This window comes from Candidatus Frankia nodulisporulans (assembly GCF_902806475.1).
In the GTDB taxonomy this organism is placed as follows: domain Bacteria; phylum Actinomycetota; class Actinomycetes; order Frankiales; family Frankiaceae; genus Frankia; species Frankia umida.
Map to the genome: position 1 here is coordinate 1 of NZ_CADCWS010000100.1, position 13,868 is coordinate 13,868.

Genomic DNA, 13,868 nt, shown 5'->3' on the forward strand with positions numbered 1-13,868 from the left:
CAGGCCTACTCGCGCAATGTAGACCGAAAATTCCGGACGATCCAGGCGCCAGACCATTCAGGCAGCTGTTCCTAATACCACCCGGCGCACGGAACCTCGAACTCCGGACATCGACATCGGACCTGACCAACACCGACCCCCTGCACCGGCGCGGCCGCCGCCCACGTTGCGCAAACAGCGAGCCCTCCCCTTCCTTGGCCTTGTGGTCGCAGGCAGGCGGTCCGGTTCGCACATAACCCCAGGCCTCCGGGCAGGGGTTGCCAAGCCAGCCATCACGACCTACTCTTCGAACATGAGTTCTAATTCGTTCGCAGGCGAATCCGCCGGCTCCGGCCGGCGAGATTCCTGGTTCGATGTGTTCCGCCGAGCATCCCGCAGCGTGCCGTTCTTGACGCCGATCAAAGTTGCGAGGCCGGTGGTCCTGGTCGGCTATCCCTGGAGGTTCGGAGTTTATCTGTCAGTTCTGACCCAGGCCGCATGCCAGGTGCACGGATATCTGCAGAATGCCTGGCAGCTGATTCTTGTACTGGAGGGTCACCAGCCCGCGGCCCGGGGTCCTCCCGCGCTTCGCGGCCGGCCCGCGGGGCTGGCTGACGATCCGTCCGGCCGTTACACGGCGCCCTTCGCACCTTGACAACTCAACAGCGTGGCTGGTCCTCGCCATGGAGCCGCGTCCCCGCCCCTCGACAGCGAGGAGCCTTCGTCCGGCGGGCATGCGGTCATATCTGCTGGCCTGATCACGTCCTGATACCGGCTCGGGGCGCCGCGCGACTCGCGCACGACACCCCGAGCACCGGTGACTTACAGGTACAGGCCGTGACGGGCGTCGACGCGCGCGGGTCGCGGCAGGCCGCGGCCGTCCCGCAGGGCGAACAGCTCGGCGAGGGTCATGGTCGAACCGACGCCTTCCGCCGTGCCGAGCCAGGAGACCGCCTCCGCGTACGGCAGAGCGCCGACCTCGATCTGGGCAAGGCATCGACCGGGACGCACGACCGCGGGATGCAGTCGGAGCAGATCCTCGTTGGTGGTCAGCGCGACCAGGACCTCTCGCCCCTGGCCCACCAGACCATCGGTCAGGTTCAGCAGCCGCGAGAGCTGCTGACCGGTGGTCCCTCGGCCATCACCGCGAATCAGCTCGTCACAGTCCTCGATGACGAGCAGCCGCCAACGACGACGGACCGGCTGGCCCATCCGGTCCTCGGTGCGGCTCCCGCTCCCACCCACCGGAGAATCCGAGATCTTCGCCGCGCCGGCGTCGGCATCACCGTCCCCGGCGCCAGCGTCATCGGTCTCCCCGCGTGCCCGGACATCGCCGGTGGTTCCCTGGCCTCCCGCGGCTTCGACCGTCGCCGGGTCCGCGGCCGACTCCTCCGCGATGTCCGCCGCGTCGCCGTCACCGTCGCCCTCGTCGTCGAAGCCGATCGCGACCTCCATCATGTATGCGGGATCAGCGAACAGCGCCTCCGGATCGAGGACACAGTCGACCTGGCACCACGATCGCCACTCATGGGCCAGGGCGCGCAGCACGGTGGTCTTCCCGGTCCCGGCTGGGCCGTGCAGCAGGATGAGCCTGCCGGCCACTGTCTCGCGGCGGACGGACATCAGCGCTTCAAGATCACCTACTGTCGATGTGGCGTAGTTGTCGCGGATGGACGACCAGCTCGTCGTGGCCGTGCGACGGCTGGTCCGGATGGGCCCTCGCTGACTCGACAGGTACCAGAATGTTGTCGGCGCCGACCTCGGTGGTGGAGGCCCGCACCACGTCCTCGAGAACCCCACGGGCGAGCTGCTCGGTGACCGCGGTCACGGTGACCTCACCTCCGCCGCCGCGCCAACGCACCGCCCGCACAGTCCACCCCTCGCCCACGGCAAGACGCGAGTCGCGGGCTTCCTCGACCACCGAGCGCAACACCCTCGCCCCGGAAGGCAAGAGAGTGGCCCCCGGTCGCAGCCGGTCAAGCCGCGCGCTGCGCGCCCAGGGCTGTTCACCGGTCGTGAAGGGAGCGAGGGCGAGTGCGTCGACCACGTCGTACGGGGTGTCGGAATCGTCCAGGCCGACGACAAACGGAAGCTTCATGCCGCCGCTCAACGACTCGGAGACCGTCCAGGACTTGGGCAGCGACGCCTTCTGATTTGGAACAGACACGCTCCTGATGGTCCCGGACGCGTGGGGATTCCACCATCCCGTTACCGGATTTACCGCGACACACCGCGGCTCGGCCGTGATCGACATCCGCATCTCGGCGACGAAAAGCACAAATTCAACTACTTTAAGTTACTTAATAGGCGGATGTTCCGCCGAGGGGTTCGACTGCTGGACAGACCGGGCGGCCGCGGCCGGCGAGGTGTCGCGCCCACGGAGTCCGGGCCGCTCCCCGCGGAAGCCGGCCCCTCACCGGCGCGCCTACCGAGAAGAGCCGTCCCATCACTTCACGATCCATGCTGGAGGTGGAGCGCAGTGCTTGGTGGACGACCTGCAATGTGGACGCGACGCCACGTGTCCGGTGACGCGGATGGCGCCCGTCCCGGAACGCCTCGCTCGGAAGCTCCCTCGGCCGAGCCGGCGGGCGCCGTCGATCCGAGCGAGGTGGTCCACGACTCATCCGTGGTGGCCGAGGCGGATACGGACCTGACCGCGTTGTCAGGGATCACACAGGCTGATGGGCTCCCCCACATTGGTCCCTTCGACCTGGCCGACCTGCCAGCGGACGAACGCGAACGTGCCGACTTCGGCGCGTTGCTGATCCCACGGGTGGACGGCACCTGGCTGCGGCTGTCCCGTACCGGCCCGTTGCCGGCGCTGGTCGTCACGGACGGAACCTCCACGATCGAGCTCTCCGTGCTCGCCGCACCACGAGGGGAAGGTCTGTGGGCGCAGATCCGCGAGGATCTGCGCAGCGCCCTCCAGGAGCAGGACGAGTCGAATCAGGCGATCGAACGGCCAGGTCCGCGCGGTCTCGAGCTTCATCTGCCGGTTGTCACCGATCAGGGGCCGACCAGGGCGCGCGTGGTCGGGGTCGACGGGCCACGGTGGTTCCTGTGCGCGGTGTTCACCGGCGAGGCCGCCACCCTGCCCGCTGCCGCGCCTGCCCTCGAGGAACTGCTCGCAGCCACGGTCGTCGTGCGCGGCTCGGAGCCGATGCCGGTCCGTGAACCGCTCCCGCTCCTGCCGCCCGATCGCCGGGCCGCGCCGGTCGTGGAGGTCCCCGCGCCCCGCGCGGCCAGCGAGGTCATCACCCTCGGTGCTCGAGGCCTGTTCGCCTGAGAGCCCGGCGGATCGCACGCCGCCCACACGGGCGCGTGCGGGCGTTGTCCTGGCCCGGCGGTGGACCGCTCGTGCGGCCGCGGGCTGCTAGCGTTGCGGCCCGTGTCCCGTTCCGCACGGCGACCCGCCCTGAGGTCGGGCCGCGGATGACCGTCCATTTCATCGGAGCCGGGCCGGGCGCCGCGGACCTGATCACTGTCCGCGGGCGTGACCTCGTCGCCTCGAGCCCGGTCTGCCTGTACGCCGGCAGCCTCGTACCAGCCGAGATGCTGGCCTGGTGCCCACCTGGCGCCCGGCTCGTGGACACCGCCCGGATGACTCTGGACGAGATCGTCGCCGAGCTGTGTGCCGCCCACGCCGCCGGCGAGGACGTTGCCCGGCTGCACTCGGGTGATCCATCCCTCTACAGCGCGCTGGCCGAACAGCTACGCCGGCTCGACGAGGCCGGTGTCCCCTGCCAGGTGACGCCAGGAGTGCCTGCCTTCGCGGCCGCTGCCGCCGCCCTGCGCCAGGAACTGACCATCCCCGGAATCGCGCAGAGCGTGATTCTCACCCGGACGTCGGTGGTGTCCAGCCCGATGCCGCCGGGCGAGGACCTGACCACGTTGTCGGCGTCACGTGCGACCCTCGTCCTGCATCTGGCGGTCCACCGGATCGAGGAGGTCGTCCGCGAGCTGACCCCCCGTTATGGTCCGACCTGCCCCGCGGCCGTCGTGGCGTGGGCCAGTCGTGACCGGGAGACGGTGCTGCGCGGCACCCTCGCGGACATCGCCGGGCGGTCCCGCGCCGCGGGCCTGACCCGGACGGCGGTGATCATCGTGGGCCGGGCACTGGCCGCGGGCGACTTCCAGGACAGCTTCCTGTACTCCAAGGGCCGCTTCGCGCCGGACAACGGGCAGCCGGCGCCCGCCAGCGGCTGGTCGTCGGTGCCGCCGGAAGCCGTACCGCGGGGATCACCGGGAGGGCCGGTGCCACCCGGGCGGTCGGCACCGTCGGCGCCGCGCCGGATTCTGCTGCTCGGTGGCAGTGGCGAGGCTCGCCAACTGGCCACCGAGCTCGCCGCGGACAGTCGGTACGAGGTGCTGTACTCACTCGCCGGTCGGGTACGGGACCCACGGGTTCCATCGTCGTGTCGCGTGCGGATCGGCGGCTTCGGTGGACCGGACGGGCTCGCCGCGCTTCTGCGTGCCGAACGGATCGACCTGGTCGTCGACGCCACCCACCCGTTCGCAGCCAGGATGCAGGCGTCCGCGGCGACCGCGGCCGCCGCGGTGGCACTACCACTGGTCGTGCTGCGCCGGCCCGGTTGGCACGAGGGGCCGGGAGATGACTGGCGGCGGGTACCGACCATGGTCGCCGCGGTCGAACTGCTCGAGGGTTTCGCACCTGGTGGAGCGAGGTCCGAGACCGCGCCGCGGGTCTTTCTGACCACCGGGCGTGGCGATCTCGGGCTGTTCGCGCCCCTGGCCCGCCCCTGGTTCCTGATCCGCTGCGTCGATCCGCCCGAGGGGCCCCTGCCGCCACGGCACACCGTTCTGCTCGACCGGGGGCCCTTCGATGTCGACGCCGAGCGAACGCTGCTGCGCAGCCATGCCATCGACGTCGTCGTCACCAAGGACAGCGGGGGACCGATGACCGCGGCGAAACTGACGGCCGCCCGCGAGCTGGGCCTGCCCGTCGTGCTCGTCGACCGGCCCGCACCGTCACCAGGCGCGGACCTCACGGCCTCCGTCGAGGAGGCGCTCACCAGGATCAACGAGCAGAACATGGCCGCGCCTTCGACGGGGCTATGAGGCCGGATAGCTCCGCGGGGTGAAGACGAGGTCGCCCGTTCGGCGGTGGCGCACGATGCGGGTCATCGACGAGCCGACGAGCAGCAGACTGCGCATGTCCACGACAGCGGGATCGACGTCACCGAGCGTCGTCACCGTGATCGACTCGGTGGGTCCACCGACGTCACGGCCGATCACCAGTGGCGTGTCCGGGGCACGATGCTCCCGGATCACCGTGAACGCCCGGTCCAGCTGCTCCCGACGGGTCCGCGACGCCGGGTTGTACAGGGCCAGCACGAGATCGGCGGCCGCGGCCGCCCGCAGGCGCCGCTCGATGATCTCCCAGGGCTTCAGCCGGTCGGACAGCGACAGCACGCAGAAGTCATGCCCCAACGGCGCGCCCACTCGACTCGCCACCACCTGGGCCGCGGTCAGCCCGGGCACGATCCGCACCGCCACCCGCGCGAACCGCTCCTGCGCCGCCGCCTCGACGACGGCGGTGGCCATCGCGAACACACCCGGATCGCCCGAGGACACCACCGCCACCCGGGCTCCGGCCGCGGCGAGTTCCAGGGCGTGTTCGGCCCGATCGGCCTCGACGGTGTTGCCCGACGGATGCCGGCGCTGCCGCGGGTTGGGGGGTACCCGGTCCAGGTACGGGCCGTAGCCGATGAGGTCCTCGGCCACGGCGAGCGCCGCCTCGGCCTGGGGTGTGAGCCATGCCGTGTCCCCCGGGCCAAGCCCGACGACGACCACCTCCCCCGCCTGCCCGTCACCGATCCCCACGACCTCAGGCACCGCCTCGACTGGCCGCCGGGCGGAACCGCCGACCGGAGGTGTCACCCATTCGGCCTGCCCCGCCCGCAGCGGTGCCGGATCCCGCGGACCGCGCACGGGGCTTGGCAGCACCGCCAGCGAGAAGTACGGCACGGACTCCGCGTCGACCTCGTCCAGGCGGGCGACGCGCTGGCCCGCGGTGGTGGCCCGCTCGACGTACCAGGTATCAGCGAGGCGGCCCGCCTCGGTGAACGCCTCGCGCACGCCGGGGAACGTCCGGCCCATCTTGAGCACGACGGCGGTGTCGGTCCCGGCGATCCGTGCGGCCAGCACGTCCGGTGGCAGGGTGCCCGGAAGCACGGTCAGTACCTCGTTGCCCTCGACGAGCGGCCGACCCAGCACCGCGCAGCCGGCGGACAGCGAGGTCACCCCCGGCACCACCTCGGTCGGATACCGATCGGCGAGACGGCGGTGCAGGTGGATGAACGAACCGTAGAAGAACGGGTCGCCCTCGCTGAGCACGACGACGTCGCGACCGGCGTCCAGGTGGGTGGCCAGCCGCTTGGCGCAGTCCTCGTAAAACTCGTCGATCGCCCCCCGGTAACCGCCCGGGTGGCTGGTCGCCCCGGTGGTCACCGGGTAGACGAGGGCCTCCTCGATCTGGTCGCCGCGCAGATGGGTGGCGGCGATCGACCGGGCGATGCTGCGCCCGTGCCGCGCGCTGTGGTACACGATCACATCCGCGTCCCGGATGAGCCGCACCGCCTTCATGGTGATCAGCTCCGGGTCTCCCGGGCCGACCCCCACCCCCCACAGCCGCCCCACCGGAGCTTCGTCCACGACCGGATCGGCCACCGGATCGGCCACCGGATCGGGTACGGCGGTCATTCGGCTTCGCTCGCGATGGCGTTGATGGCGGCCACGGCCATCGCGCTTCCCCCGCGCCGGCCGTGGACGACGAGGTACTCCAGGCCAGCCGGATCCTCGACGAGGGCCCGCTTGGACTCGGCGGCCCCGATGAACCCCACCGGCACGCCGAGGACCGCCGCGGGGCGCCCCGCTCCGGCCGCGACCAGCTCGAGCAGCCGGAACAGCGCCGTCGGTGCGTTACCGATCGCCACGACCGCGCCGTTCAGCCGCGGCACCCACAGATCGACGGCGGCGGCACTTCGGGTGGTACCGACCTGCACGGCCAGAGCCGGCACCCGCGGGTCGCCCAGCAGGCACAGGATCTCGTTGTCCGCCGGTAGCCGGCGCCGGGTCACACCGGCGGCGACCATCTGCGCGTCGCACAGGACGGGGGCCCCCGCCAGCAGCGCCGAACGCGCCGCCGCGACCACCCCGGGGCTGGCGGCCAGGTCGTCGACCAGGTCGACCATCCCGCACGAGTGGATCATGCGGACGGCGACCCGGGCGAGATCCGCGGGCAGTCCGTCCAGTCGGGCCTCCGCGCGAATCGTCGCGAACGACCGACGGTAGATCTCCGCCCCGTCCCGGATGTAGTCGTACTCCGGACGCGGCGTGCCCGCCGACATCGCAGTCTCCATCAGCCCGTCTCCCGTCGATGCAGCTCCCGTGCCTCCGTCACCGCGTCGACGAGGGCCGACCAGTCCACCACGCCCGGTTCGCGGTCCCCGTCACCGGCCGCACCCACAGGTACCGGAGCATCCGGAGCCCAGGTCACCACGAACGGAGCCGAGGATGCCAGAGACACCGCTCGCACGTGATATCCGTCCGGCTGCGCGACCACCTCCGCGACGGCGCCGGACGGCTGCCCACACCGACGGCCGCAGCCCGACCAGTGCACCGGCAGTGCCGGCCGCCGCGCCCCGGACCCCGCCGCCAGCGCGACCCGGGTGGCATCACGGCGCACGTCGGCGAGGGCGCGGGCGCAGCCGGGACGTCCAGCGCAGCTCGTCACGCCGAGCCAGCCGGAGTCCTCCTCGACGACGAGGCCCGCGGCGGCCAGCCGCGTACGGACATCCGCCAGCTGGGCGGCGGTCAGATCCAGCAGCACCACCGACCGCCATGGCGTCACCACCAGCGCGCAGTCACCCGCCGTGCCCTGGTCGCCGCCGACGGATGCATCCTCGAGCCGCTCGGCGATCCCGGCCACCAGGTCGAGCTGGTCGGCCCGCAGCCGACCCAGCGGTACGAGCGCCGTCAACGCCCAGCGTCCGTCCCGCTGGGCATGGGCCCCAGGCCGTGCCCCCGGCGACGCCGGCCGCTTCGACCTCCCCGTCGACGCACCCGGGGTGATCGGCCGGTCGTCGGCGACGAGTGCGCCGGCGGTCGCGGCGACGCCGGCCGCGGCGGCAAGAAGCTGATCGCGGCCGTCGGGCAGTTCGGCGACCCGCCAGGCGGACGCGGCTGGTCCGCCCGCGGCGACCCGCTCCACGAAGGCCCGAGCCGCGGCGAGCAGCGCGGGCACCGCCACCATGTCGGGGACCCGCAGTGCCAGCGTCTCGCCGGCGACACACACCAGGGTCTGGCCGCCCGGTCCCGCCCGCAGCGCCAGATCCGCCGGGATGCCCTCCAGGTCGCCGCTACCGTCGTCGACCGCGAACAGGACTCGTCCGGGCAGCGCCGCCAGCACCGGATCGGCGCGCAGGCCCTCGTCGAGGGCGGCCACGAGTCCCCGCACGTCCCGCCCACCGGGGCCGCGCCCCGACAGCGGCGACGCCACGATGTTGCGGATGCGCTCATGGGTGTCCGACGGCAGCAGGCCCACCGCCCTGGCCCGCCCGGCCAGCGCCGCGGCGGCACCGTCAGCGAGGCCGCGGATCTGCACGTTGCCGCGGGAGGTCAGCTCCAGGTGGCCGTCGCCGAGTTCGCGGGCACACGCCGCGAGTTCACCCGCCGTTCGGGGGGCGAGCCGGCCCCCGGGCAGCCGTAACCGGGCGAGCGCGCCGTCAGCGGCCGGATGCGTGCGCAGCACCCCGGGGCAGGCATCCTGGGTGCGCTCCCGCCGGCTGGTGGACACCGGCGGAGCATACGTGCAACCCCGGGACAGGCGCGGCCGATCCGGTCACTGCCCACAGCCGGGCGGAGCGGGAAAAGTGGCCGGGATACGTCCGTTGACGTGGGCACGGCTTGACAGTGTGGGTGGCCGATCTGTCATGGTAGGTCGGCCACGAGCGGCGAGCGGCGAGGAAGTCCGGTGTGAATCCGGCGCGGTCCCGCCACCGTCACCGGGAAGCGGACCCCAGGCACGGCCACGGGCACGGGCAGCCGCCCACGCCCGGAAGGCCGGGGCGAGCGAACGTCGATCGGCCCGTCCACGAACGCACTCGGCACCGCACCACCGTGGCCACAGTCACCGGTGGCCACAGGCGGGCGAGCGCGGTCCGCGGGTTCGGGCAGGCTCGGCGGGCACCCGGGAGCCGGGATACTCGGCTCGGCCGTCAGGGGCACGGCAGGTCCCGATAACGGTTCGGGTGCGCCACCGCGGGTGACGGCATCGTCATGTTTTCCGTCGGCGCGTCCACGTCGGGTCAGGGTCGCCGTCCGGCACCGCCGGCGCAGCGTTGGCGCCAGCTGACACGGGGACGCGGATCCCCCGGGAGAGGCAACTTCATGACCCCCGCACGCCCCGAGGTACCTCCCACCACGGCTGTCGCGTCCGGCGGCCCGGGTGGCAGCGGCGACACCGAGTTCGACGCCGCGGTTCTGCTGCTGTCCACCTCCGATACGGACCTGTTGTCCGCGCGGGCCAGCGGCGCCCGCTACCGGCTCGGCAATCCGGCCCGGCTCGGGGTGGCCGACCTGCCTGGGCTGACCGACGGGGTCGACGTCGTGGTGGTGCGCATCCTCGGCGGGCGGCGGATGTGGGAGGAGGGTCTGGCGGCGTTGCTCGCCGGGCCGCGACCGGTGGTCGTCCTCGGCGGGGAGCGGGTGCCGGACGCGGAGCTCATGGCCGCCTCCACCGTCCCCGGGGGGATCTGCGCCCAGGCGCACGCCTACCTGGCCGAGGGCGGCCCGGCGAACCTGCGCGAGCTTCACCGCTTCCTCGCCGACACCCTGCTGCTCACCGGCGATGGCTTCGACCCGCCGGTGGTCACACCGTCCTGGGGGGTCCTGCCGGGTTTCGCCGCCGACCCGGGTGACACGACCGATCCGGTTGCCACGGCCGATCCGGCGGCTGCCGAGGCGCTGTCGGTGCCGGCGGGGCGGCCGGTGGTCGGCATCCTGTACTACCGGGCGCATCACGTCGCCGGCAACACCACGTTCGTCGCGGAACTCGCCGCGGCGGTGGAACGTGCCGGTGGGGTGGCCCTGCCGGTGTTCTGCGCGTCGTTGCGGACCGCCGAACCGGAACTGCTCGCCGTCCTTGGCCGGGTGGACGCGCTGGTCGTCACCGTGCTCGCCGCCGGCGGCAGTCAGCCGGCGAAGGTCGGAGCCGGCGGTGACGACGAGGCCTGGGACGTCGGCGCGCTCGCGGCCCTGGACATCCCGATTCTGCAGGGCCTGTGCCTGACCAGCGCGCGGGCGACGTGGGCCGGTTCGGATGACGGGCTGTCCCCGTTGGACGCGGCCACCCAGGTGGCGATCCCCGAGTTCGACGGCCGGCTGATCACCGTGCCGTTCTCGTTCAAGGAGGTCGACGCCGACGGCCTGACCAGCTACGTCGCCGACACCGAGCGGGCCGACCGGGTCGCGGGCCTGGCGGTCGCGCACGGGCGGCTACGTCACGTCCCGGCGGCGGATCGCCGGATCGCGTTGATGCTGTCGGCCTACCCGACGAAACACTCCCGGATCGGCAACGCCGTCGGCCTGGACACCCCGGCGAGCACCGTGCGGCTACTGCACGCGATGCGCGCGGCCGGTTACGACATCGGGCCCGCCGACGGCCCGGACGCGCTGCCGGGGGTCGCCGCCAGCGACGGCGACGCCCTCATCCACGGGATCATCGAGGCCGGCGGGCAGGATCCGGCCTGGCTCACCGAAGCCCAGCTCGCCGGCAACCCGGTACGCATCCGCGCCGACGACTACCGGGCCTGGTTCGACACGTTGCCGACCGATCTGCGCGACCGCGTCGAGCGGCACTGGGGCCCGGCGCCCGGCGAGCTGTACGTCGACCGCGGCGCGAACGCGAGCCCGGACGGTGACATCGTGCTGGCCGCGCTGAGGGCCGGCAACGTCGTGCTGCTCGTCCAGCCGCCGCGTGGGTTCGGGGAGAACCCGGTCGCGATCTACCACGATCCGGATCTGCCGCCGAGCCACCACTACCTGGCCGCCTACCGCTGGCTGTCCGCCGCCCCGACGGCGGGCGGGTTCGGCGCGCATGCCCTGGTTCATCTCGGCAAGCACGGCACCCTGGAATGGCTGCCCGGCAAGACGGTCGGGATGAGCGCCTCCTGCCCGTCGGACGCGGCGCTGGGCAACCTGCCGATGATCTACCCGTTCCTGGTGAACGACCCGGGCGAGGGCACCCAGGCGAAGCGGCGGGCGCACGCCACCCTCATCGACCATCTCGTCCCACCGATGGCCCGGGCGGAAAGCTACGGCGATCTGGCCCGCCTCGAACAACTCCTGGACGAACACGCCTCGATCGCCGCCATGGACCCGGCGAAGCTGCCGGCGATCCGCGCCCAGATCTGGACACTCATCCAGGCCGCCCGCCTCGATCACGATCTGGGCCTCGCCGACCGGCCGCATGACGTCGAGTTCGACGATTTCCTGCTGCACGTCGACGGCTGGCTGTGCGAGGTCAAGGACGCGCAGATCCGCGACGGCCTGCACGTCCTCGGCGTCGCACCGACCGGTGCGGCCCAGGTCAACCTGGTGCTGGCGATGCTGCGGGCCCGTCAGATGTGGGGCGGGCAGCAGACCCTGCCCGGTCTGCGTGAGGCACTCGGTCTCGACGAAGGCGCTCAGGCGGCGTCGCGCACCACCGTGGACGAGGCCGAACGCGTCGCCCTCTCCCTGGTCACCGAGCTGGAACGCCAGGGTTGGGACCCGGCCGCCGTCGACCCCACCGTCACCGCGATCCTCGGCGAGCCGGCCAGCCCGAAGCGGCACATCGACGCGGCGAGCAGCGGTTCCGCGGAGCCGTCCGACGAGGTGGAGCCGTCCGACGAGGTGGGGCTGGCGGGTGAGCTGGCCGGGCGGCACGAGGCGGTGGCGGCGGTGCTGCGGTTCGCCGCGACCGAGATCGTCCCGCGGCTGGCCCGGACCACCGACGAGATCGGCAACGTGCTGCACGCCCTGGACGGCGGGTACGTACCGGCGGGGCCGAGCGGATCGCCGCTGCGGGGGCTGGTCAACGTGCTGCCGACCGGGCGTAACTTCTACTCGGTCGACCCGAAGGCCGTGCCGAGCCGACTCGCCTGGGAGACCGGGCAGGCCATGGCGGCCAGCCTGCTGGAACGTTACCGGGCGGATACCGGGCGCTGGCCGGAGTCGGTCGGCCTGTCGGTCTGGGGCACGAGCGCGATGCGTACCAGCGGCGACGACGTGGCCGAGGTACTGGCCCTGCTCGGTGTCCGTCCGCTGTGGGACGACGCGTCGCGCCGGGTACACGGACTCGAGCCGATCGAGCTCGCGGAACTCGGCCGGCCGCGCATCGATGTGACCGTGCGTATCAGCGGATTCTTCCGCGACGCGTTCCCGCATGTCGTGGCGATGCTGGACGACGCGGTGCGGCTGGTCGCGGACCTCGACGAGCCCGACGAGGACAACCATGTGCGGGCCCACGCCCGCGCCGACCTGGCCGATCACGGGGATGAGCGGCGTGCCACCCTGCGGATCTTCGGGTCACGTCCGGGGGCGTACGGCGCGGGCCTGCTGCCACTGATCGACAGTCGGAACTGGCGTGACGACGCCGACCTCGCCGAGGTGTACGCCACCTGGGGTGGTTACGCCTACGGTCGTGGCGTCGACGGGACACCGGCCCGTCCCGACATGGAAGCCGCCTACCGGCGGATCGCTGTGGCCGCGAAGAACGTCGACACCCGCGAGCACGACATCGCCGACTCCGACGACTACTTCCAGTACCACGGCGGCATGATCGCGACCGTGCGGGCGCTGACCGGCCGGGCACCCGCGGCCTACATCGGCGACAGCACCCGACCGGAGGCGGTACGCACCCGGACCCTGTCCGAGGAGACCTCGCGGGTCTTCCGCGCCCGGGTCGTGAACCCCCGCTGGCTCGCCGCCATGCGCCGCCACGGCTACAAGGGTGCGTTCGAGATGGCCGCCACCGTGGACTACCTGTTCGGCTACGACGCCACCGCGGGAGTCGTAGCCGACTGGATGTACGAGCGTCTCGCCGAGACCTATGCCCTGGACGCCGACAGTCAGAAGTTCTTCCTCGAGTCGAATCCGTGGGCTCTGCACGGCATCGCCGAACGTCTGCTCGAGGCCGCCGCCCGCGGCCTGTGGGAGCATCCCGAACCGGCCACGCTGGACGGCCTCCAGGAGCTCTACCTGCGGACCGAGGGGCAGCTGGAGGACACCACGGCCGCCACCGAACCCGCCGCGGGGCCGCCGCGGTAGCGCTGAGGACCGGACCGCCCGGGTGGCCAGGCGGCGCGATCGAGCCGGGACCACAGTCCCCAGTCGGGGAGCCAGGGCTACCCCCGCTGGAGGCCGTCCGTCCCTACGCCGTCCCTGCCCAACGGCACGTGCGGCCCGCCTACCAGCCACAACGGAGCGCTGCCCGGCCCATCAGCCGGTGTCCGGACGGGCCGGCGGTCCCACCACCCGCGCAGGCCCGCTGGGAATCAGCGTGGGCTTCGGGGAAAATGGCCAAGGTGCGGACGACTCTTCTGCTGGTGGGTGACGAGGTGGCGGCGCGCCGCGAGCTGCTGACCACGCTGGTGGACGAGGGCTACGGCGTCGACACCGCCCGTTCGGCGGACCATGCCCTCGCCGTGCTCGCCTCCCGGTCGGTGGATCTGGTCCTGAGCTGCCTCCCCCTGGGCACCGAGCCGGGCGCCCTGCCGTTGCCCGACGACCTGGCCGCCATCGATGACCCCTGGTTCGACCGTCCGGTCTGGCCCGGGGAGACGAGCCGGCCGCCCGCACGCAAACAGCTACCGCCACCCGAGCGG

At 72.5% G+C, this 13,868-nt stretch carries 8 protein-coding genes and 1 pseudogene; 4 read left to right on the plus strand and 5 right to left on the minus strand.

The annotated features are described in order from the left end of the window. Positions 1-801: 801 nt before the first annotated feature. A complete protein-coding gene (locus G6R24_RS11230; protein WP_338083914.1) occupies positions 802-1,713 on the minus strand; it encodes an AAA family ATPase in 912 nt (303 codons plus the stop codon). Continuing rightward, positions 1,616-2,146, minus strand: coding sequence for a DUF5925 domain-containing protein (locus tag G6R24_RS24505; RefSeq protein WP_338084432.1), 531 nt, complete (start codon positions 2,144-2,146; stop codon positions 1,616-1,618). Before G6R24_RS24505 ends, G6R24_RS11230 begins: the two co-directional genes overlap by 98 nt. Before the next feature lie 492 nt (positions 2,147-2,638). Between G6R24_RS24505 and G6R24_RS11235 the strand changes: the two genes are divergently transcribed. Together G6R24_RS11235 and G6R24_RS24510 are read left to right on the plus strand one after the other, a co-directional pair. Continuing rightward, entirely contained in the window at positions 2,639-3,265 is a 627-nt protein-coding gene (locus tag G6R24_RS11235) for a DUF3710 domain-containing protein (protein WP_225438394.1), read from the plus strand. A 146-nt stretch (positions 3,266-3,411) separates the two neighbouring features. Then, on the plus strand, positions 3,412-5,058 hold the full coding sequence (locus tag G6R24_RS24510) for a cobalt-precorrin-6A reductase (RefSeq protein ID WP_225438395.1): 1,647 nt from the start codon (positions 3,412-3,414) through the stop codon (positions 5,056-5,058). Here the strand turns inward: G6R24_RS24510 and G6R24_RS11250 are convergent. The 3 genes from G6R24_RS11250 to cobG are packed head-to-tail and all read right to left on the minus strand — an operon-like array spanning position 5,053 to position 8,797. Continuing rightward, positions 5,053-6,702 (minus strand): precorrin-2 C(20)-methyltransferase, encoded by a 1,650-nt coding sequence (locus G6R24_RS11250; protein ID WP_163549201.1) that lies wholly within the window; start codon positions 6,700-6,702, stop codon positions 5,053-5,055. The two genes, G6R24_RS24510 and G6R24_RS11250, sit on opposite strands and share 6 nt — an antisense overlap. Continuing rightward, entirely contained in the window at positions 6,699-7,349 is a 651-nt protein-coding gene (locus tag G6R24_RS11255) for a precorrin-8X methylmutase (RefSeq protein ID WP_225438396.1), read from the minus strand. The genes G6R24_RS11250 and G6R24_RS11255 overlap by 4 nt, the downstream gene beginning before the upstream one ends. An 11-nt stretch (positions 7,350-7,360) precedes the next feature. Next, positions 7,361-8,797 (minus strand): precorrin-3B synthase, encoded by a 1,437-nt coding sequence (gene cobG / locus G6R24_RS11260; protein ID WP_163549203.1) that lies wholly within the window; start codon positions 8,795-8,797, stop codon positions 7,361-7,363. A gap of 593 nt (positions 8,798-9,390) precedes the next feature. Between cobG and cobN the strand changes: the two genes are divergently transcribed. After that, positions 9,391-13,311 (plus strand): cobaltochelatase subunit CobN, encoded by a 3,921-nt coding sequence (gene cobN / locus G6R24_RS11265; RefSeq protein ID WP_163549204.1) that lies wholly within the window; start codon positions 9,391-9,393, stop codon positions 13,309-13,311. A gap of 257 nt (positions 13,312-13,568) precedes the next feature. After that, a pseudogene (locus G6R24_RS11270) lies at positions 13,569-13,868 on the plus strand (hypothetical protein); the annotation flags it as partial.

What these genes read in the sequence shown, in the direction of transcription:
- G6R24_RS24510 (WP_225438395.1), top strand. Translation starts at nt 3,412, where the DNA reads ATGACCGTCCATTTCATCGGAGCCGGGCCGGGCGCCGCGGACCTGATC.
- G6R24_RS11250 (WP_163549201.1), bottom strand. Translation starts at nt 6,702, where the DNA reads ATGACCGCCGTACCCGATCCGGTGGCCGATCCGGTGGCCGATCCGGTC.
- cobN (WP_163549204.1), top strand. Translation starts at nt 9,391, where the DNA reads ATGACCCCCGCACGCCCCGAGGTACCTCCCACCACGGCTGTCGCGTCC.
- G6R24_RS11255 (WP_225438396.1), bottom strand. Translation starts at nt 7,349, where the DNA reads ATGTCGGCGGGCACGCCGCGTCCGGAGTACGACTACATCCGGGACGGG.